Below are 17,880 nucleotides of genomic sequence, written 5' to 3' on the forward strand. Positions count from 1 at the left end.
GCCAGTACAACCGACTGGCGCTGCAGGAGCTATTGAATACATGCTCTTGATCCGCCTTTTGCCAGCAAGTATTATGCGTACGTGTTATGTATCTAATGATGCCGCTCGTTAACCACTGCCGATAATCGCAGCTCCGCGGCTGAGTGATTTCAAAAATTCAAATTCATGAGTGAACGTCCGCATGCGATCAGCGACAGAGAAGGAATGCCCGGGATGCAAGACGCGACAAAAATTCTATGTCGGAAACGTCTGCTACCAGTGTGAGATAAAGCTTCGAGATTACCCTTCGCTGAAAGCAACTGTGGACCAAGCCTCAGGAGGCTCGGCGGTGCGCCTGCATTTCGGCGCACGATTGGCGTTGCCAATGGGGTGCTACAAGCTGCCTGGTAGCGAGCGTATGGCTGAAGCTCTGTCTGAGCTTGTGCGAGCATCATTCCCCACCGAGGCTGTTAGTCCTGGCGTAGTGACTGATCCCTGGGTGCAAAGGGGGGCGGGCCAGATGTACAGCGGTGACGGTTTCTTCGAAGTGCGTCACCGTGACTCCCACCAATGCGACTTCATCGCAACCGTCCCTCGTGAATTTCAAGAAGCCCTTCGCAAGTTCCTCTTGGCCACCGATGTAGTGGTCCGCGAGAGCAAAGCGGAGGGGAGGGTGCAAGGCCAGAACCTGCTTTTCCAATTGAACGATGGCAGCTTGTCCCTTGACGATTTCAACGATCGACTTTCCCAAGCTCAGAATGGTAATAGACGATAGCGTTTAGGCCTGATGCCTACTGGGATACCACTAACGAGTACACCGACGCCACCGGCGGTACCGTGACGCTGGTCGTGAAGTCCTGGGATACCAGCCGTACCTTCCAAATGGGGCCCGACCGTAACAAGATGACGATCGACCTGGTTCGTGGAGGGAGAACTCTGCAGAGTTACACCGACTTCTACGACGACTGACCAGTCACGGCCAACCGGCAGCGCCCAGGTGTGGCCTGGGCCGCGGAAGCACGTCGGAAGCACTGCCTAGGCATGACTGGGACCATAATTTTGTAGTTCACTTGATAGGCACATGTGCCTAGAATACGAGTAGGCACATGTGCCTAATTTCAAAAGGCTCGGAGGGTTGATGGACGTCGAACAACGGGATGCCAACCGGCAAGCGTTCCTCGCGCTGCTGGAAAAGCACAAGGTGAAGCAGGGGGAGAGCGCGATGCTCATCAATGCCGTGACCCAGCGACCCTGTTCAGTTCGTGCGGTTCGATCTTGGCTCAACGATCCGACCAAGAAATCATCCAGGCCTTGCCCGTCCTGGGCGGTGAAGGCCTTGGAAGATGGGATCGTATACATGCAGAAGTTGATGGAGCGTCGAAAGCAGCAGCTAGATGCGCAGTCCATCGCTGAAGAGGCCCATCCCTAGCTAGGCACATGTGCCTAGTCATCCGGTAGGCACAAGTGCCTAGCTGCCGTCTTCCTCGAACAAATTCACGGCTGCAACTGCAGGCAAGCGTTCCGGGGTTGAAGACCCTGACAAAGGCCTGCAAGAGCAAGAATTCACGAAACGCGGTGGTAACAGTGCGGGAGGCCCTTCAGAGCCTCAAACGGTCCCTGACGAGCATTTGGATCTTACCTTGGTCTGTGAGAACGACACGTTCTACTCCGACTGTTCGCACTTGGGAGCTCACTACACGGGATCGCCGTACACATAGCTGGGCCGATAAAAATGATCCGGAGCCGGTCATTCTCATCTGATCAGTGCTCAGCGACAGTCCGGCCGGTTCCTCGCCGCCGACCTTGAAGCCACGCGCTATACTGATAGCCCTGCCTGCAGTGACCTGTAAGCGGGGCGGGGCAGTTGTCAGTGCTCACCGCGATGTAGGTTGAATGGACTTCAAACCCGCTGCCCGGAGCAGGGCAGGCATGCAGCTTCTTTGAGTGCGGGTAATCGCGTCAGGCTGGCGATGAAATGGACAGTCACGACGCTCACGAAATACGCTCTCCCAGTTGCGATTTCGAGAGGTACAGACCATGAGCATGATCGATCCGCAAGCCCTGAAACAGTTTGTGCTGGACGCCATGGAGAATGATATGGCGAACCTTGGCAGCTATCGTGAGCACCCGGACTTGGAGCGAACCCGGGGCTATCACATGGGGCGTCTAATGTTGCTGCGAGATTTCCGCGTGGTCACCAAAATTGAACATGATCTGCTAGAAATTGAGTTACTACGTGCCTGTATGGAAGAGGCCGACAAGCGCGATGATGAAATGGAGGGTTCACCTCTGACCGAGGCGCCCAGTGCGTGCTAAGGGCCGCCTGGCTACCGAGTGAGGCCCTGTCATCGCCTCTTAGCCTGGCAGCAGGAAACTGGTGTCGATTGCATTGTGAGGAACATCCACGCCCCACCATTCAAGCGAGCGGTTGCGAAAGGTCAGCCAGTCGGCCTGTGTTGGACTTCCATACGTACACAGGCGGCATTCAGGCGCTCCGGCCATCATTTCGGTAACGGTATTGTGAAGATCAATTCCTCTAGGGCTGAATCGACCGACCGTTGAGCCATCACTGCTGTGAATCCAGATGGTCTGGCGATTGGCGGCGATCTGAAGCTCGTAATACAGCTCCTGGTCGGGTTGTTCAGTCATGCCTGTTCCTTGAAATTTGCGTGCACACGGTGATTTACACCTACGTGGCAACCGATGCAACCCATCAAAGGACCCCTTCGATTTTGTTGGTGCCTCTTGCGCATTGCAGCTTGGCTCTACCTTGCCGGAAGCGGAACGAAAAACGCCCCCAGCAAGCCGGGGGCGGTGGTGTGTATGTTCAAGACTCAGGTCCCTGAGGCTCAGTCATACGGGGTTTCGGCCGTGGGGGGCAGGCCACGCTCTGCGCGGAACTCCTGAGCCATGTTCTCACGACGCATATCCGAGAGTTTGTCGAACTCGCGCTCGTATTCAGGGTTGACGCTGCCAGTAACTGCATAGGCGGCACGGACCTTCTGTGCTTGTGCTTCGATTGCGTTGGTCATGATGTTCCTGGGTGAGGTTGGGGGGGTAAGGGAGGACTGGTGATCAGCCGGCCGCGGGCAATCTTTCATTCAGCCCTTTGAGCTTCTGGTCGTATTCCTCAACCAGGTCGCTGTATTCCTTCGACTCCCAGCTTTGAAGGCCGCCGGCGGATAGGACTTGCAAGCAATAGTCTTTCTGTCCTCGAACAGACAGGATTTCGTCTGCGATCAGTTGCTGATAATGGTTCATGGTGTCTCCGCCCGGTGGATTGTTGGCTATGTACGCGGTGATGCCGCACATGCAAAAGGAAACTCTGGCCAAGAAAAACCCCAGGCGAACCCGGGGTATGGTGGAGCGTTCGTTTAGGGGAGCGTGGTGGTGCTATTTACCATCTGCGGCCAGGTCGCGAGGACGAAGCAGGCGCACTGCATAGGTGCCGCTGACTACGTCGTCAACTCGGGCTGCGAAACGGCTAGTGCCCGCTCCTACAGCCTCGGTCGAGCAGACTGGGGTGAAGGTCGCAGTGGTTGTGCTCAGCACATTGTTGCCCTCGCTGTAGTATTCAGCGAGCAGGCGCCTGGCGCCGTCATCCCCGGCTTGCAGGTATGCGATTGCCTCTTTGATGCCGACTGCTGTTTGGTACTGCTTTTTGGCCACACCAGAGGTGCAGTTGAAGCTCAGGTCGTCGACGATCACCCAACCTTGAGATCCCAGCCGGTCAGCAATAATCGTTTTCAGCGCGTCGGAATCCTCTGCCGCAGTCACCGGTGAAGTTTCAGTCGGCTCACCTGGTAGGTGTTTTGCGTCGAGCCGGTGCGCCAGGTCCTCGGTCACCACGAAATGCGTGGAGCCAAATGTTCGGACGACACCACGCCCTTCGATTGGGGACTCCAAGCGATCGAGCAGGGGTCTGGTGTCGCGAATCTCTACACCTTCTCCGGTCTGAGAGATGCGCACGATGCACGCCATCTTGACGATGGTACGCGCAAGTTCCGGGGTCAAGCAGGTCGCTACTTTCACGAGTGTTGTCATAGTTTCTCTCCTGAGGAATTGAACATCGTGCTCAGGGATGAGTTACATGGCAGAACAAGGACCATGGTGCTCGCCGGCACATCCGTTACACGCGTGCGTGAGGCATCTCCATGGGCAAGTTCAACCAGATTTCCCTTCTGAGGAGTGCCACCCATGAGCAGCAACAAAACCGTCCCTGTCGCTGAATACCGCCGTGCCTACGACCGTCTCCACCGCAAGGTTGATGACTACCATGCCTGCTGCAGTGCCGATGAAGTTTCCCATTGGAAAGAGATAACCCAACGTGTTTTGACTGAGGTCTCGTACATTTCGTGCTCGCGTGCGAAACCCGATGATGTCGAAAACATGGCCAAAGCGCGTGCGAGGGTCGAGGGCTACCTGGCCGCAGCCGACGAGCGAATCGAGGCCTACAAACGCGCTGCGTGACGTTCTCAACACGAGCAAAAAGTGATTATTGGCGGATGAGCAGTATGGAATACCTTCAATACACGCCGGCGCCGTCGGCACGCAGCGCTGATGTTCGCCGCATGTGTGCGGCATTGGCGAATGCAGGCTACATGGCCAGCGAGAACGATATCGAGCGGCTGTGGGATGACTACAGCTTCGCGAGACGCTTTTACAAGGCAGGTTGGTTTGATTTGCCCCAGGACGATGAGCAACTGCTGGAGATTCTGCTTGTTGGGTTCAAGGTGAAGCCTGTCCCCTACGACGATGACGATTCTATCCAGTGGCCTTCGCACTGGTAGTACCTTCCGCCAGGCCTGGTCCCCTAACGCTGCACCACCCCGAACTGCTCACGCAGTTCGGGGTTTTTTACACCTGCGCTTCCTGCTCAGGAGGGTAATGTCAGGAAGGCGCAACTCAAAGAGCCTGCGGCGATCGGCAGCTGATACCCGCAGCTTCGCCCGCGGGAGCTGCCGTCTGGGGCGGCTTATCAGGTGTTGTTGGCCATTCCTAGCTATACGGCCAACCCACTCCTTGAGGAAGAACCCAATGCAAACAATGCCCGTGAACATCGCCATGCTGCGCAACATTGCACCCGTTTCAGTGGGCGCCAGCCAGTTCAACGGTAAGCAAGTGTTTAAAGCCTACTCGAAGACCGAGGACCGCTATTTTGAGCTGCGCGGTGACGCTTCAACCAGCGATCACTACGCTGCACTGGTTGCCGAGTTCGGCGACGCAATCAGCAAGCCTGCGGCAGATCATGATGTCGAGCAATGTCCCCGGTGCTTCACCGATCTTGAAGTATTCCAGGTTGGCCTTTGCGACGACTGCCAGGCACTCGGATGCTGAACCAATAACGATTCATCCACCCGGCTCACGAGGCCGGGTTTTTTGTGCCCCACTGAAGAGGGCAGGCTGTTCCCAGTTGATTATTATTGTCCTATAGTTTAAAAATGCATCTTCTCTCTGCGCTTTCGTGGTAGCGTACGAAGGTGAGGGTGGACTCTCGACCAGCCTTCGACATCAAAATTTTCGAGTGCATGAAATTGGAAAACGAAGTTCAACTGAAACAGCCGCTGTTGACCCCTGCAGAGTTCAAAGCTGAGTACAAGGCCCGCGGCTGGAATGGCCGCCAGCTTGCCATCCGCTGGGGTAAGACGGCTGTGTGGATCAGCAAAGTGGTCAACGACCTTGACCGTGATCCGCACTGGGATGACGCGGTCCGCGGCTTGCCAAATATTGTGATCACCAAGAAGCCAAGGGCGAAAAAGAAAAATGCGGATTGAGCGGTGCCGCCACCGGGATGTAAGCAAATTTTGGCCGGCTGGCTCGTTGTAGTTCTGGAAAATGAAAGTCGAATGAGGCGTATGTAATTGCGTTCCGCATCTCCCTGAGTCATGCAACGCAAGCCTCAGGAGATTGCAAATGGGAACACTCAACTCTACCCCCACTGGTCCGGAGATGCCTCTCAAATTATGGCGAGGAGAACAAGGCCAGCGGCTGCGTCGCGCCCAAGCACGTCACGAGAGAATGGTAGCCAAGGCGATCAACGGCAACGTATCTAGCCGCCGTCTTAAACAATTGGTCATGCGCTATGACCGGATACTTCTCGCCGCCGTAAAGCTCGTGCCTAGGTAGCAATGAAGATAGCGACCATCAAGAAGCCTCAGCCCAAGTGCTGAGGTTTTTTTTGCCCGCGGAAAAGGCGATCGGCGCATCTACAGGGAGCCTGTGAGCTGGCTTCTTCATCTATATGTGCGTTTACGATACTTAACGCGTACGTGTAATATCTGGCGCTTCTATCCAGGAGCGCCCTCAGCCATGCATACACCTTCCTCTGCTCGTGAAACCCAGCTGAGTATCCAGGTGCTGCCAGAGGCTGAAGCCTGATGCTCCCCGTCGACGAACTGAAGGCGGTCAGGGCCCGTGTCACAGAATGCCTGGCGTTAGCGTCCTCACGTTTTGGCCGAGTATTTCCGGAAATACCTGTGCGATTTGATCTCACCGGCCGTACAGCTGGCATGTATCGATACAGGATCGACAAGCACACAGGCAAGCCGAAGGATCAGGAGTTCCGGTTTAACCGAATACTGGCCAAGGAAAACCTTCGCACGTTCCTTGATGACACCTGCCCTCATGAAGTGGCTCATTACATCACGCGCACTATCTGGGGAATGGAGCCTTCCTCACATGGAGCAGAATGGCAGGGCATCATGAGGGATGTGTTCAAGCTTGACCCCAGCAGGTGTCACAGCATGGACACGTCGAGGGCGGTCAAAAAAAGCTTCGTCTACAGATGCGGGTGTAAGGGCAAGGACCATAAGCTCAGCACCACGAAGCACAATCGGGTCCAGCGTAAGGCAGCCATACTCCAATGCAAGACGTGTGGTGAAATTCTGGAGTTCGTCCAGCAGGCAGAGAAAGCACCTGCTCCTGTAATTTCGAAACTCTTCATTAGTACCTCAGGCCCCGCGCTCGACAGCGCTCAAGCTGACCGGATCGCCAAGCTCATCATTGATCACCAGGTGAACCAGGTCGTCGTTGACTGCTTAATCACGGGTGAACGCCACCGCCAGCTGTTGAGCAAGAAATTGAATGTCCCGTTGGCCTCGGTGACCAGGCATCCGACCCCCGACACCTTGCCAGGCGGGGTGACTCACGCCATCGTCTTCGGCGATGGCCAAGACGAGCGTCAAGGGCGCGTAGCTAAGGCTTTCGAGCAGCGAGGGGTGAAGGTGCGGATGGTGCGAGCAGGTGTAGGCTGAAGTGGCGGTTATGAAAGCGCCCATTACCCCTGAAGCAATTCGCGTAGAGCCCGTCATGCGTCATACCGAGCCTACCCAGCAACACCCCGATGCCGCCGACACTTTCCGCCTGAAAGCATTGCGAGTCGTCACCGGCGAACTGTTCGCTGCAGCCAATGCGCAGCATGCGCTCGACATGGCCAAATCGCACCTTTCACAGCCCCAGCTCAGCCTGCGTGACGTCGTCGCGGCGAACCACTGGGACTGGATGGTAGCGGATGAGAATGGCGCTGAGCTCGCCGCTGGCGGTTCGGCGCTACTCGCCCGGGCTACCGCACCGGGCATGCTTGGTCGCTGCAGAACAGACCATTCGTACCAGACCGTGTCTGTCGAAGATCTGAGCGGACGAAGCTTGGAATGGGCCATGCGTGAAGCGAGCTTCAAGGCTTTTGGTTTCATGATGAGCGCTGAGCCTGGCTTCCCAGTCGCAACTCAGAGGGACGCCGTTCGGCGTTGGCTCGGGGATGTCGTGAGCGTCCCTGCAGATCTATACATCCTGGACGTGCAAGCGGCGTGAGCCTTTTGCATGCCGGCACCATGCACCCAGCGATAGGGGCGAGGCCGCACGTCATACATTTCTGTGTGGGCCATCTCCACCTACAAACTTAACGCACATGAGGTGCCGCACCATGACTAACCCAAACCAAGCAGTTGCAGTCTCCACTGAAGGCCGAGTGCCAGCTGATTGGAAGGCTCCTGACTTCTATCAGCCGTTGGACCTTATGCGGGCAAAGTTGGCTTTCCAGTTCGGCGATTTCGCGCATCTCATGCTCAGTCAGTTCGAGAAAGCGAAAGCAGCATACATGGGCCGCGATTTGTCTCAGGCTCAGTTCCCCAGGACTGGCGAGGAGGCAATGATCGAGCTTGAGGTTCGAACTCAAACCCTGCAGTGGGTTGTTGAAATGGCCGGTCTGACAGGGAAAGCTGTCGACTACGCTGCCAACCGCTATCACGAGGACACCGCGTTCTTGCTGGTCTACTCGATGCCAAACGAAGATGGGCTCCAGACGTTCCGCTGTGGTGGTGGTAGCCCGGGCGCCGCTCTTGCTCAATTTGCGCAGCAGAATCCAGACCGAGTTCATCTCGTGCAGGAAATCTACGTGGACAAACGAAGCCTTCAGCCGGAAGCAGCATAACGATTCTCCCGAACCCCATCGCCTAGGCGCTGGGGTTTTTTTTTCGCCTGCAGGAAACCCGGGCGATCGTCAGAAAATATTTTCTCGCATGCATAACACGTATGTGTAATTTTGCTGTTGTGCGTTTCTGATACTGGCCGTAATATCGGTGCGTGTGAAAATGACGGCATGGTGCCATCAAGCTGCAGTTTCGATAGTCGAGACGCTGGCGCCAGGCACATTGACCCAACCAATCACGAGGCCCAATCGATGACCCCTCAGGAACTGCTGCAACAGCCCGACGACCAGTACATGAACCCTGAGCAAGTAGCGTTCTTCAAAAACCTGCTGGCGAAAGAAAGTGCTACAGCCATGGGGCGCATCGAGCAGCTGCGCGTCGACCTGACGGGCTTGGAGAAAGCCCCTGATGAAGTGGACGCCGCACTGATCGAACAAGAGCGCCAGTCCATCCTGGGCAGCATCGAGCGTGAAAACCAAAGTCTGCGCGATATCAAGCTGGCCATGTCTGCGATTGCAGACGGTAGTTACGGCTGGTGCGAAGACACCGGTGAGCCGATTGGTCTCCGTCGCTTGCTCTCAAATCCTCGATCGCTCCTGACTGTCGAAGCCAAGGAGAGCCGCGAGAACAAATCCCGGCACCTTCGCGCTGCGTAATCAACATTTACCTGTAATGCCGCCAGCCCGTCTTACTGAGGTTATTCCCCATGCCCAAGTCCCAATCCCTGCCCGTCAAGTCCTCCCGCACAGCTGACAAATTCGTGGTCCGTCTGCCTGACGGCATGCGCGAGCAGATCGCTGATATCGCGAAAGGCAATCACCGCAGCATGAACTCCGAAATCATCGCCCGCCTGGACTTGAGCATCGAGCAGGATAAGCATGGCGACCTGACGGTGCGCACACTGGCGCAGGTTACCCGGCGTTGTGAGGAGCTGGAGCAAGAGCTGGCGCAGATCAGGGCAGCTCAGGGCAACGAAACACCGAAGGCAGGTGTGCAGCAGCCGCCGCGACTGTCGATCGCCAGCGCGCAGTGAAGGACGATCGCCATGGGGAACCTGCTTGATGTAGCTCCTGGCGCAATTGGCGCCGGCACTGCCGACATTGCGGCGTTGCTCTTGAAGGCCGCCCAGCGGTATTTCTACTTGCGTGGCCCCGCCCTCCGGACCGGGAAAGCTAACACCCCAATGGTTCGTATCGGCATCGACGCACTGCTGAGCGGGGAATCGCTCGATGCGGAGGTCGACCGGGCGATGATCGAGGCGCATGCCTCGGGGCTCAGTGTTCCACCAGGAGCTAGCGGCCATGCCGGCAGCCATCAGTTCTCAGCGGCAGAAGCTGTGTTTTTGCGAAAGCTGCTCACAGCGCCACAACCAGCGCAGGCGGCCAAACTCCTGAAGTACGCGACCGCGGTAGGAGTGCGTGACACCGCGAATCTCTTTGCCAACTACATCGCGTACATGAACTCTCCGATGCCCTGGCTGCAGCAGACGGCCAATGAAGGCCCTCTAGCGACTTTCAGCAGCTCACCATCCGCCCGTTTGGAAAATGCGCCTGCTGGGCGCCAGCGGTCTGCTGAGGAGAGCACGCGCCGAACCTGGTCGCAGGCGGCTCCGGAAAGTGCCGGCCATTTTTGGAACTGGAGCGGGAAGGAGGGCATCGATGCCTCCTTGTTGGTAGTCACCTGGTCGTCGGACTCAGGCAAGTTCTGCGTAGAAGGGGCACCGGGTACATCGCGACCGATCAGTTGTGAGGAGTGGGGAGGATGGTGGGCATTGCTCGAACGGCCTAACCCCACCGACGAGATCGATTGGCTCTGCTACGCGGCTGCCGGCTGATCGGCAGTTCACCTCCCCATCAGAAATCACTCAGGTGCTGCGACCTCAATCAATCAAGACAGTGCTCATGACGGCTCTGTCATCACCGACATCACATAACAAGGCATGACAATGTGGTTTAAGAATTTGACCGTTTACCGTCTGACCCAAGATATTGAATTTGCCGCGGATACTCTCCAAGCCGCCCTGGCGTCGAAGCCGGCACGGCCGTGCGGTTCGCAAGAGCTGGTCACCTATGGCTTCATCGCGCCGCTGGGCAAAGGGGAGGATGCTCCACTCGTTCACCAGAGCGGGAATTTCTTTCTGATCAGTGCTCGGAAGGAAGAGCGCATCCTGCCGGCAAGCGTGGTCAATGATACTGTGAAGGAAAAGGTCGAGGAGATCGAGAACGCCCAGCAGTGCAAGGTCTACAAGAAAGAGCGTGACCAGATCAAGGACGAAACGATCCAGGCCATGCTGCCGAAGGCGTTTATCCGTCGGGGAGTAATCACTGCGGCTATCGCGCCCAAGCTCGGGCTGATCATCGTCAACAACGCGAGCGCCAAACGTGCAGAGGATCTGCTCTCCACGCTCCGTGAAGTAATGGGGTCCCTGCCGGTGCGCCCGGTTACGGTGAAGATCGCCCCGAGCGCGACCCTCACTGACTGGCTCAAAACCGGCCAGGCGAGCGGAGGCTTCTATGTCCTGGACGAATGTGAACTGCACGACACCCATGAAGATGGCGGATCGGTTCGCTGCAAGCGGCAGGATCTCACCAGCGACGAAATCAAAAATCACCTGGCAACTGGCAAGGTCGCGACCAAGCTGTCGCTGGCCTGGCAGGACAAATTGTCATTCGTCCTGGACGACAAGCTAGTGATCAGACGCCTGAAGTTCGAAGAGCTGCTTCAGGAGCAGGCTGCCCAGGACGGGGGAGAGGATGCCCTGGCCCAGGCCGACGCCACGTTCGTTCTGATGATGATGACGTTCGCCGAATTCCTCCCGGCTCTGTACGAATCGCTGGGTGGCGAGGAGATGCCGGCGTCGATCTGATCCAAGCTGGACACCTAGCCCCCGCCGAGACGGGGGCTTTTTCTTTGGCCGGAAAATATGGAGCCTTGTTTTTCATTCCAGGTAGGTACGGACAACCAGTTTGTCATTTCCCCGATCGGGCCCAGTCCCCGTCAGGGGAGCTGTGCCGACTACTTGGAGCAGCACAATGACCACCATCATCAACGCAAAAATTGGCGAATCGAAAGGCGTTTCACGTGTTTTCATGGAAGGCCGTCATCTTTTGACTGCGGGTGTTCAGATTGGCAACAAATACTCGATCAAGTCTGACAAGGTTGCCCGACGTCTAGAACTAATTGAGGTTCATTCCGGCTTTGCCGGGAAGTGCATCAGTGTTTCAAAACGTGAGCGTAATGGGGTTGTTCATCCAGTAATCGACCTGCGATCTGATCAAATTCGCGAAGTCTTTGAAGATGATCATAAGGTCCGGGTTGCGATTCGTCGTGGCCGGATTGTGATCACTGCTTTGCAGATTCAAACCAAGATCCGCGAGCGTCTCAAACGGATGAAGGAAAAGCTTGAGCGTGGACAGAAGCTTGCTGTTGCAAGTCTGTTCCATGGTGGAGGTTCTTGACCGCGCCCTGCACTCGGGAATGGTTAAGTCTGGCGTCGACTCATTCGTTCAAGTTGGCGTTGAGATGGAAAGCGATTATCTCGACTGCTCAATGCGAAACAATTCTTGTCTCTGGACAGATGACTCGATCGCTATTCACTCCGATGTTCGGGATGTTTACTTGAGTGAAAACACACCGCTGTGCGAGATCCTTGTTGGTGGTATTCCATGCGTAGGAGCAAGCAAAAGCGGTAGGAGCAAGAACAAACTTGAATTTGCTGAAGGCCATAATGATGCTGGCGCATTGTTCGTCGAGTACCTTAACTGGTTGCGCCATGTAAACCCATGTGTCGCAATCATTGAGAACGTCGGAGAGTACGCTAACACTGCGTCTATGTCGGTGATTCGAAGCGTGTTCAATCATCTCGGCTATGTGGTACACGAAACAGTACTGGATGGTTGGGATTATGGTGCGCTTGAGCATCGTAAGCGCCTCGTTGTCGTGGCAATGACGCCAGGGATTGGAGACAGTTTCTCGTTCGAAAACCTTAAAGTCAGTAAGGTACGTGAGTCATGCATCAATGACATTCTAGACCCCGTACCTCTGAACGATGAATCATGGAAGAAGTATGATTATCTTGCTGAGAAAGAGGCGAGAGATATCGCTGCTGGCAAAGGTTTTGTCCGTCAACTGTTGACTGGTAAAGAAGATGGTTGTGGCACAATTGGTGCTGGATATAAAAAGGGACGTTCAACTGAACCATTCCTGGTGCACCCAGAGGATCCTACGCTCAGCAGGCTTTTCAATAAAGCCGAGCATGAGAGGCTCAAAGGGATTCCAGCTGGGCTCACCGATGGTGTATCTGAAACTACTGGCCATGAGATCTGTGGCCAAAGCGTGAGCTTCCCGAAATTCGTCTCTGTTGGAGAAGAAATTGGTAGGTCCGTCATGGCGTCTCGCAATAATATAGTTAACTTTCCCGTCCGATCTGCTCATGTCAGCATGAATGAGGTGGTTGGTGCGGAGTCTGACAAATACCAAACTGGATCACTGGCCTTGCTGATCTGAGTGGTGGGTTTTTCGCCTAAAACGCTACACATGCCCGGTTCGCTTATGCGAATCGGGTTTTCTTTTTCCGATGAAATTGTTTCACGCGCTTGAAGGCGCACCCCTATTTTGCTATATATGAGTCAATAGTTTTCCCCGAGAAGGAGCAAGCACATGAAAGCTACGACTTTCGCCTCAGAGTTTCTGAGTGCTGCAAAACAGGCACCTCGCATCTATTTTGCGCCTCTGGTTGGCGCCTACAAGGCTATCAAGGCTGAGATGGCTAAAGCCGGGGAAGGCGACCGGTCTGGCAAAATTACTCCAAAGCATTGATAGTCACGAAGAACCCGCCGATAGAGCGGGTTTTTTGTGCCTGCGTTTTACTGGTTTCTGTGAAGCATCCCCTTGGAGCAAGTTAACTTTCAGGGGGCCATCATGCTTCTCGCACTTAACGATCCTGCTGTTCAATCCGCTTTGATAAATGCATTTGCTGCCGTCACCAGTACCGTCCTGGCTGCGGCCTCGGCCGCTCTGATCGGAAAGAAATTTTCGGACCGGAAAAAACTGGAGCAGTCCTTGGAGCTGTGTCAGAAGGACGTCGAATTCTTACTCCAGGTGGAGGCAGAGCATGTCGAGCTCCACAAGGAGCGGGGTGACAAATCCAACAAGCTGAAGGTCCGCGAGCGAGTGAGGGAGCTCGGCTTCTCGTTCTCGGGCAAATTCACACCAGGTCGGCTGCGTCAGACCCGGCAGAGCTAATCGAGACGTTCCACCCAGCCAGGTTATGCCTGGCTTTTTTGTGCCTGCCGATTACACGCCCGCGTTACGCATCTCCAGGGGCTAGGTCTACCGCAAGAAGGCCTATGGGATTTCTCAACGACCGCCCCAGGTCCTTTCAGGAGTAATAGATGTCGAAAACGCACAAAAAACCTTGGTGGAATCCGATCGCACACTTCGCAGCTCATGGCTTCGTCGGCACGGTCATCTTTTTCATCATTATGGTGCCTGCAGTACTGCTCAACCATTTAGTCCACTACCTTGCTGACTTCGGTATTAGCAAGTTCACGCTTGATATATTGACGCTACTTGAGCAAGCGCTAGTTTTGGCTGATGCAAGTCTCTTCTTTATATTTATCTGTATTGGTGCTTACAGAGCCATTCGGGAGTTTGCTGAAGAATGAAGAATACATTTGGGTCCGAGTTCGCTAATGCTGCAAGGCAAGCACCGCGTATCTTCTTCGCACCTTTGATGGGAGCTGTAGCTGCCATCAAAGGTGAGTTCAGACGCGTAAAGTACGGTGCAAGCCAAAATAGCAAGCCGCTGCAATCCAAATAAACGCTCAGCAGAGCTACCTATAAAGTAACGCTAGATCCGACCCACCATCCTAGATGGTGGGTCTTTTTTTTAGATCTGATTTTTCGGTGCTGGCGTGTCCTCCCAGGCGCTGCCCGCTGCTTCAATGAACGGCAAGAATCATGCAGATTTGCAACTATCCTATAGCCGTATGCGTACGCGTTATGTATTCTTGCGTCTGGCGATTTCTTGGAACCGATAGGAGCGTTCAATTTGGCCAACACACTCGAATTCGAGGTCGGCGCCGGCTACGAGGTGGCCAACCCACCCAAGCTTGCTGTTGGTGACGATCAGCCCCACCAGCTCTCTCGTTTTTTCACTGTGCTGGCCACCGACGAGCACGGGGTGTCGGTGTATGACGGGTGGTACGGTGAGGGTTTTTCGAGCTTGCATCTCCCGCATGATGTCCTTGCGCAGCTTGACGTGACGAGGCTGCCCTCCCGAGGCGAGGCCGGAGCTGGGGATTTGGCCAACGCTATCGCCACCTCAGCCGCCGCTGCCATCGAGCGCCGTGACCAGGTGAAGGAGCAGGGTGCTGCTGAGCAAAGCGTGCACGCCTCGCAACGATTCTTCGTGCAGTTCTTCTCCGGCCAGATCAGGGGGCTCGCCTCAAAAGGGCTGATAAACCCAGACCTTGCAGTTCAGATGATCAGCCTGTCGACCGGGGTGGAGTTTGCTGTCGGTGAATAGTCGAGGGCGATTCTTCTCTCTGCGCACCGCTATTGCTGCCGTTGCCACTGTCTGCGCTGTTGCTGCTGTCGGCCTGATCCTGTTCAAACCTGGTGCCCAGCATCGCTTAGAGGTAACAGCATCTAAGCCAGTGGGGCGGTACTGCCTGATTAAGCCAGGTGAGCACCACACCCATTGCGAGGGCGAAGATGCCGGGCCCAGGGACCCAGTATTAGCAGCCATCAAAACCATGACTCAACAAGGGGGCGGCAGCCGTGATGCCACCTCTCGCTAAGTAAGTCGTTTACCTGTTCTGTATCCAACCCAACCTGAGGAACCGCTATGACTATCACTACCGACATGCTCGCTCGTATCGCCGTTGTGGTGCTGGCCGTGATCATCTCGATCGCAATCAAGCGCCGGAAAGCTCTTTTCAGTGTGAAAAACGCCTCTGGCCCTGAGCAGGCCCAGGCCATTCAGGGCTTTGCTGACCGCTCGCTGCGCGATGTCAATATCCTGCTCTGGCTGTGCTCGGCCCTTTGCGCAGCTGCACTGGCCGTGTGCTTCTATTCGATTTTCAACCCTCTGTAAGTCACTCCCTGGTCGGTGACCACAAGGCCTCGGTTCATTACTGTGAACTGAGGCCTTTTTTTGTGGCGGCATCATGACATCGAATGGCTAGCAGCATATAGATTCTTCTTGTATTATGCGTACGTGTTATCAATCAATTCAAGGAGCTTGAAATGCAACGAATCCAATTTTGGGCCATGCGTACATTGAACATTGTCGGCCAAGTGCCGGCAGCCCTGGCACTGGCGGCTTTCGTTTTCGTGTGGGCAAAGATTGGCCACATCACCCCTGCACTCGCTTTCGTGCTGATCGCGGTCCTGATGATGGCGGTGCTCTTCGTGCAGCTGATGAAAATGGCCGACCGTAGAAAGGCCAAGGCCAGTGAGCAGGCTCGTGCTGGCACCGGTCTGCGCTGAGTTTCACTGTGCCTGCCAGCCTGGCGCAAGTCACCCCCTGCCGCCCGTATGTGCGAAGCCTGATCGACACCGGTTTCTACAGCGAGATACCGATGCACCGCGGGGTGGTTGAGCGCGTAGAGCTCGCAGGTGGCTATGCCGTGGAGCTGAGCCTTTCAGGGGATGTATTTGATGGCTCTGCGGTATGTGAAGGGCGACTGGTTACAGCCTGGCTGCTATCGAAGTCAGAGGCTGTACCAGTCGCTGTCCTGGACGCGGTTTTGTTGTCCAGTGGGGAGGGGAAGCGATACTCCTTGGCTGAGGCTTGCGATCTGGTCAGCGAGACCGTCCAGAAGCTGGTTCACGAGCTGGTGAGAACCTGCCACCAGGACTTCTCTGCAGTGCTCGAAGCTGGCAGCGTCTTTGTTATAACCCGGCTGGAAGTTCGCGACAAATTCAGGTCGTCAGAACAGAGCGAGTCTATTATCGAAGCTTCATGCACCTGGCTTCGATCGAAATTCCGGTTGGTGCTTCTAACCCTGCAGCCGTTTCCTCTCCAATACGAAAATACTGCTCCAGTTCTAGGCAGCCGGCATTACGAGGCATACTGGCGAGCCCTTAGAGCGGACGTGGAGAAGCTTTCTTTATACTACAGCTATCACTTTGATTGTATTGCTGCGTCACTTGAGTCTACTTTGTTGATCAAGCCGCTGAGCGGATACAAATGCGCGCTAAGCCGTGCAGGGTGGTCGTTTATAGCAGCGGAGTAAATATGCTCGCAAAATCGAAGCAGCCCAATGGCGTAAAGTATAATATTCAACTTCTCATGAATGGGTGGGTGGTTGCAGCGCTCTTCTGGGTGGTTGGATCCTTAACTGATTTCCTCCTGGAAAAGTTCGAAATCATCCCTGCTTACAGCTACGGCTTTTGGGTCAAGGTTATTGGCTGGGCAATGGGTGGTTTTTTTGTCGCTCTGTTCATAATCCGCCTAGTTATCTATCGTTACCATGTAAAGATGGGCAAATACCTATGAGTCTGTTCTTGATCGGGGTTGGCTTGACGGTAGCTGCTCCGGCGCTGTGTCGCAAAAAGTATCAGGCCCATGGACCAGCCTGGATCTACTCCCTCGGGTGCGCCGCTGCGGTGCTTGGCCCATACATTTTGCTTTGCACATTTTTGGACATGGCGACCTTGCTCGCGACTGCAGCAGTCCTTGGGCTGCCGTTTTGGATGTATGAACGATATCTGGGAGCTAAAGGCCGGCATCACTTCACGCAAGGGGTAGTGGCCTTTCTGGTGGAGTTGACGCCTGTTGCCGTGTTCCTGCTCCTATTCCGATCCTTTGTCGCCGAGCCATACCTTGTTCCGTCGTCATCAATGCGCCCCACACTTGTGGTGGGTAGTGTCGTTGTAGTCGATAAGTTCACCTATGGTATGAGATTACCATTCGTTCCGAAGCCAATCACGCAAGGCCGACCACCGAAATTTGGGGATGTTGTGGTTTTCCGATTCCCACTCGATCCGTCTAAGCCTTACATCAAGCGTGTGGTTGGAGTCCCCGGTGACCACATCACTTATCAAGGTGGTGTATTAGCCATTAATAATGCACCGGCGGTACATCTGGGCGAGAAGCCATTTGCTTACGAAGATGAAGCTAGCGGAAAGCTCAAACAAGCCGTTTATACGCTGGAGAAAATTCAGGACTTACAAATCGGCACGATCAAAGACCCTGGCAGCAGTGACTTTGGTGTAAGCACTGACTTTCCTGCCATTCCCGGCTGTGAGAGAAGCGTGTCAGGCTTGTCATGTACTGTTCCTGCCGGTTCTTATTTTGTACTGGGTGATAACCGCCCCAATAGCTTGGACAGCCGCTACTGGGGTTTTGTCTCGGACAAGGAAATAATAGGTCGCGCCATTCTTGATCTTGATTTCACTAACGGCAGATTGGAATTCAGTCGAATATCTCGCTGATTCGCTATCAAGGAGCAAGCTGTCATGGAGC

The 17,880-nt window shown here is 55.1% G+C and carries 29 protein-coding genes; 25 read left to right on the plus strand and 4 right to left on the minus strand.

From position 1 onward, the window contains the following. Positions 1-328: 328 nt before the first annotated feature. From APH35_RS20975 to APH35_RS20985, 3 genes are all read left to right on the plus strand, one after another. On the plus strand, positions 329-754 hold the full coding sequence (locus APH35_RS20975) for a hypothetical protein (protein WP_060515387.1): 426 nt from the start codon (positions 329-331) through the stop codon (positions 752-754). 363 nt (positions 755-1,117) lie between these two features. Beyond that, positions 1,118-1,408, plus strand: a complete 291-nt coding sequence (locus tag APH35_RS20980) for a hypothetical protein (RefSeq protein WP_060515388.1) — start codon at positions 1,118-1,120, stop codon at positions 1,406-1,408. Between the two features lie 608 nt (positions 1,409-2,016). Then, on the plus strand, positions 2,017-2,295 hold the full coding sequence (locus APH35_RS20985) for a hypothetical protein (protein WP_060515389.1): 279 nt from the start codon (positions 2,017-2,019) through the stop codon (positions 2,293-2,295). A 39-nt stretch (positions 2,296-2,334) separates the two neighbouring features. On the opposite strand, the gene APH35_RS20990 is transcribed toward APH35_RS20985, so the two are convergent. From APH35_RS20990 to APH35_RS21005, 4 genes are all read right to left on the minus strand, one after another. Next, positions 2,335-2,628 (minus strand): hypothetical protein, encoded by a 294-nt coding sequence (locus APH35_RS20990; protein WP_060515390.1) that lies wholly within the window; start codon positions 2,626-2,628, stop codon positions 2,335-2,337. 200 nt (positions 2,629-2,828) lie between these two features. After that, entirely contained in the window at positions 2,829-3,011 is a 183-nt protein-coding gene (locus APH35_RS20995) for a hypothetical protein (RefSeq protein ID WP_060515391.1), read from the minus strand. 43 nt (positions 3,012-3,054) lie between these two features. Further along, positions 3,055-3,240: a hypothetical protein gene (locus APH35_RS21000; RefSeq protein WP_060515433.1), complete on the minus strand. Its 186-nt coding sequence runs from the start codon at positions 3,238-3,240 to the stop codon at positions 3,055-3,057. A 132-nt stretch (positions 3,241-3,372) separates the two neighbouring features. Continuing rightward, positions 3,373-4,023 (minus strand): hypothetical protein, encoded by a 651-nt coding sequence (locus APH35_RS21005; RefSeq protein ID WP_060515392.1) that lies wholly within the window; start codon positions 4,021-4,023, stop codon positions 3,373-3,375. A 153-nt stretch (positions 4,024-4,176) separates the two neighbouring features. Between APH35_RS21005 and APH35_RS21010 the strand changes: the two genes are divergently transcribed. The 22 genes from APH35_RS21010 to lepB all read left to right on the plus strand — a co-directional run bounded on the left by APH35_RS21010 (position 4,177) and on the right by lepB (position 17,849). Further along, positions 4,177-4,449, plus strand: a complete 273-nt coding sequence (locus APH35_RS21010; RefSeq protein ID WP_060515393.1) for a hypothetical protein — start codon at positions 4,177-4,179, stop codon at positions 4,447-4,449. 44 nt (positions 4,450-4,493) lie between these two features. After that, complete coding sequence (locus tag APH35_RS21015; RefSeq protein ID WP_156341229.1) at positions 4,494-4,769, plus strand: hypothetical protein; 276 nt, start codon at positions 4,494-4,496, stop codon at positions 4,767-4,769. A gap of 247 nt (positions 4,770-5,016) precedes the next feature. After that, entirely contained in the window at positions 5,017-5,316 is a 300-nt protein-coding gene (locus APH35_RS21020) for a hypothetical protein (RefSeq protein ID WP_060515395.1), read from the plus strand. A gap of 191 nt (positions 5,317-5,507) precedes the next feature. Continuing rightward, positions 5,508-5,753, plus strand: coding sequence for a hypothetical protein (locus APH35_RS21025; protein ID WP_060515434.1), 246 nt, complete (start codon positions 5,508-5,510; stop codon positions 5,751-5,753). Between the two features lie 603 nt (positions 5,754-6,356). After that, a complete protein-coding gene (locus APH35_RS21035) occupies positions 6,357-7,232 on the plus strand; it encodes a SprT family zinc-dependent metalloprotease (RefSeq protein ID WP_082425839.1) in 876 nt (291 codons plus the stop codon). Positions 7,233-7,287: 55 nt separating this feature from the next. Next, a complete protein-coding gene (locus APH35_RS21040; protein WP_060515436.1) occupies positions 7,288-7,788 on the plus strand; it encodes a hypothetical protein in 501 nt (166 codons plus the stop codon). Positions 7,789-7,900: 112 nt separating this feature from the next. Next, positions 7,901-8,407, plus strand: coding sequence for a hypothetical protein (locus APH35_RS21045; RefSeq protein ID WP_060515397.1), 507 nt, complete (start codon positions 7,901-7,903; stop codon positions 8,405-8,407). Positions 8,408-8,656: 249 nt separating this feature from the next. Further along, the gene (locus APH35_RS21050) at positions 8,657-9,061 is read left to right on the plus strand and encodes a TraR/DksA family transcriptional regulator (protein WP_060515398.1); all 405 of its coding nucleotides are present in this window, start codon (positions 8,657-8,659) and stop codon (positions 9,059-9,061) included. 50 nt (positions 9,062-9,111) lie between these two features. Next, positions 9,112-9,438, plus strand: a complete 327-nt coding sequence (locus tag APH35_RS21055) for an Arc family DNA-binding protein (RefSeq protein WP_082425840.1) — start codon at positions 9,112-9,114, stop codon at positions 9,436-9,438. Positions 9,439-9,450: 12 nt separating this feature from the next. Further along, on the plus strand, positions 9,451-10,239 hold the full coding sequence (locus APH35_RS21060) for a hypothetical protein (RefSeq protein WP_060515399.1): 789 nt from the start codon (positions 9,451-9,453) through the stop codon (positions 10,237-10,239). A gap of 111 nt (positions 10,240-10,350) precedes the next feature. After that, positions 10,351-11,271: a recombination-associated protein RdgC gene (gene rdgC, locus APH35_RS21065; RefSeq protein WP_060515400.1), complete on the plus strand. Its 921-nt coding sequence runs from the start codon at positions 10,351-10,353 to the stop codon at positions 11,269-11,271. Positions 11,272-11,437: 166 nt separating this feature from the next. Next, positions 11,438-11,863: a hypothetical protein gene (locus APH35_RS29470; RefSeq protein WP_256213806.1), complete on the plus strand. Its 426-nt coding sequence runs from the start codon at positions 11,438-11,440 to the stop codon at positions 11,861-11,863. Continuing rightward, entirely contained in the window at positions 11,826-12,911 is a 1,086-nt protein-coding gene (locus APH35_RS21070) for a DNA cytosine methyltransferase (protein WP_256213807.1), read from the plus strand. Before APH35_RS29470 ends, APH35_RS21070 begins: the two co-directional genes overlap by 38 nt. A 153-nt stretch (positions 12,912-13,064) precedes the next feature. Beyond that, on the plus strand, positions 13,065-13,223 hold the full coding sequence (locus tag APH35_RS28860) for a hypothetical protein (protein ID WP_156341230.1): 159 nt from the start codon (positions 13,065-13,067) through the stop codon (positions 13,221-13,223). A gap of 102 nt (positions 13,224-13,325) precedes the next feature. Beyond that, positions 13,326-13,649 (plus strand): hypothetical protein, encoded by a 324-nt coding sequence (locus APH35_RS21075; protein WP_060515438.1) that lies wholly within the window; start codon positions 13,326-13,328, stop codon positions 13,647-13,649. 149 nt (positions 13,650-13,798) lie between these two features. Beyond that, entirely contained in the window at positions 13,799-14,071 is a 273-nt protein-coding gene (locus tag APH35_RS21080; protein WP_060515401.1) for a hypothetical protein, read from the plus strand. A 386-nt stretch (positions 14,072-14,457) separates the two neighbouring features. Then, a complete protein-coding gene (locus APH35_RS21085) occupies positions 14,458-14,934 on the plus strand; it encodes a hypothetical protein (RefSeq protein ID WP_060515402.1) in 477 nt (158 codons plus the stop codon). 321 nt (positions 14,935-15,255) lie between these two features. After that, positions 15,256-15,504: a hypothetical protein gene (locus tag APH35_RS21090; RefSeq protein ID WP_060515403.1), complete on the plus strand. Its 249-nt coding sequence runs from the start codon at positions 15,256-15,258 to the stop codon at positions 15,502-15,504. Between the two features lie 152 nt (positions 15,505-15,656). Further along, positions 15,657-15,899: a hypothetical protein gene (locus APH35_RS21095; RefSeq protein WP_060515404.1), complete on the plus strand. Its 243-nt coding sequence runs from the start codon at positions 15,657-15,659 to the stop codon at positions 15,897-15,899. 8 nt (positions 15,900-15,907) lie between these two features. Beyond that, positions 15,908-16,648, plus strand: a complete 741-nt coding sequence (locus tag APH35_RS21100) for a hypothetical protein (protein WP_177335382.1) — start codon at positions 15,908-15,910, stop codon at positions 16,646-16,648. A gap of 2 nt (positions 16,649-16,650) precedes the next feature. Then, complete coding sequence (locus tag APH35_RS21105; protein WP_060515405.1) at positions 16,651-16,911, plus strand: hypothetical protein; 261 nt, start codon at positions 16,651-16,653, stop codon at positions 16,909-16,911. Beyond that, on the plus strand, positions 16,908-17,849 hold the full coding sequence (gene lepB, locus APH35_RS21110) for a signal peptidase I (protein WP_082425841.1): 942 nt from the start codon (positions 16,908-16,910) through the stop codon (positions 17,847-17,849). Before APH35_RS21105 ends, lepB begins: the two co-directional genes overlap by 4 nt. The last annotated feature ends 31 nt before the right edge of the window (positions 17,850-17,880 follow it).

It is taken from the genome of Pseudomonas sp. NBRC 111132, from assembly GCF_001320565.1.
Lineage (GTDB): Bacteria > Pseudomonadota > Gammaproteobacteria > Pseudomonadales > Pseudomonadaceae > Aquipseudomonas > Aquipseudomonas putida_P.

Excerpts from the sequence above, each read along its gene's own strand:
- rdgC (WP_060515400.1), top strand. The coding sequence starts at position 10,351 with ATGTGGTTTAAGAATTTGACCGTTTACCGTCTGACCCAAGATATTGAA.
- APH35_RS21090 (WP_060515403.1), top strand. The coding sequence starts at position 15,256 with ATGACTATCACTACCGACATGCTCGCTCGTATCGCCGTTGTGGTGCTG.
- APH35_RS20980 (WP_060515388.1), top strand. The coding sequence starts at position 1,118 with ATGGACGTCGAACAACGGGATGCCAACCGGCAAGCGTTCCTCGCGCTG.
- lepB (WP_082425841.1), top strand. The coding sequence starts at position 16,908 with ATGAGTCTGTTCTTGATCGGGGTTGGCTTGACGGTAGCTGCTCCGGCG.
- APH35_RS21010 (WP_060515393.1), top strand. The coding sequence starts at position 4,177 with ATGAGCAGCAACAAAACCGTCCCTGTCGCTGAATACCGCCGTGCCTAC.
- APH35_RS21015 (WP_156341229.1), top strand. The coding sequence starts at position 4,494 with ATGGAATACCTTCAATACACGCCGGCGCCGTCGGCACGCAGCGCTGAT.
- APH35_RS21095 (WP_060515404.1), top strand. The coding sequence starts at position 15,657 with ATGCAACGAATCCAATTTTGGGCCATGCGTACATTGAACATTGTCGGC.
- APH35_RS21040 (WP_060515436.1), top strand. The coding sequence starts at position 7,288 with ATGCGTCATACCGAGCCTACCCAGCAACACCCCGATGCCGCCGACACT.
- APH35_RS21075 (WP_060515438.1), top strand. The coding sequence starts at position 13,326 with ATGCTTCTCGCACTTAACGATCCTGCTGTTCAATCCGCTTTGATAAAT.
- APH35_RS20995 (WP_060515391.1), bottom strand. The coding sequence starts at position 3,011 with ATGACCAACGCAATCGAAGCACAAGCACAGAAGGTCCGTGCCGCCTAT.
- APH35_RS21080 (WP_060515401.1), top strand. The coding sequence starts at position 13,799 with ATGTCGAAAACGCACAAAAAACCTTGGTGGAATCCGATCGCACACTTC.
- APH35_RS21050 (WP_060515398.1), top strand. The coding sequence starts at position 8,657 with ATGACCCCTCAGGAACTGCTGCAACAGCCCGACGACCAGTACATGAAC.
- APH35_RS29470 (WP_256213806.1), top strand. The coding sequence starts at position 11,438 with ATGACCACCATCATCAACGCAAAAATTGGCGAATCGAAAGGCGTTTCA.
- APH35_RS21060 (WP_060515399.1), top strand. The coding sequence starts at position 9,451 with ATGGGGAACCTGCTTGATGTAGCTCCTGGCGCAATTGGCGCCGGCACT.
- APH35_RS20990 (WP_060515390.1), bottom strand. The coding sequence starts at position 2,628 with ATGACTGAACAACCCGACCAGGAGCTGTATTACGAGCTTCAGATCGCC.
- APH35_RS20985 (WP_060515389.1), top strand. The coding sequence starts at position 2,017 with ATGAGCATGATCGATCCGCAAGCCCTGAAACAGTTTGTGCTGGACGCC.
- APH35_RS28860 (WP_156341230.1), top strand. The coding sequence starts at position 13,065 with ATGAAAGCTACGACTTTCGCCTCAGAGTTTCTGAGTGCTGCAAAACAG.
- APH35_RS21105 (WP_060515405.1), top strand. The coding sequence starts at position 16,651 with ATGCTCGCAAAATCGAAGCAGCCCAATGGCGTAAAGTATAATATTCAA.
- APH35_RS21035 (WP_082425839.1), top strand. The coding sequence starts at position 6,357 with ATGCTCCCCGTCGACGAACTGAAGGCGGTCAGGGCCCGTGTCACAGAA.
- APH35_RS21055 (WP_082425840.1), top strand. The coding sequence starts at position 9,112 with ATGCCCAAGTCCCAATCCCTGCCCGTCAAGTCCTCCCGCACAGCTGAC.
- APH35_RS21020 (WP_060515395.1), top strand. The coding sequence starts at position 5,017 with ATGCAAACAATGCCCGTGAACATCGCCATGCTGCGCAACATTGCACCC.
- APH35_RS21045 (WP_060515397.1), top strand. The coding sequence starts at position 7,901 with ATGACTAACCCAAACCAAGCAGTTGCAGTCTCCACTGAAGGCCGAGTG.
- APH35_RS21000 (WP_060515433.1), bottom strand. The coding sequence starts at position 3,240 with ATGAACCATTATCAGCAACTGATCGCAGACGAAATCCTGTCTGTTCGA.
- APH35_RS21005 (WP_060515392.1), bottom strand. The coding sequence starts at position 4,023 with ATGACAACACTCGTGAAAGTAGCGACCTGCTTGACCCCGGAACTTGCG.
- APH35_RS21025 (WP_060515434.1), top strand. The coding sequence starts at position 5,508 with ATGAAATTGGAAAACGAAGTTCAACTGAAACAGCCGCTGTTGACCCCT.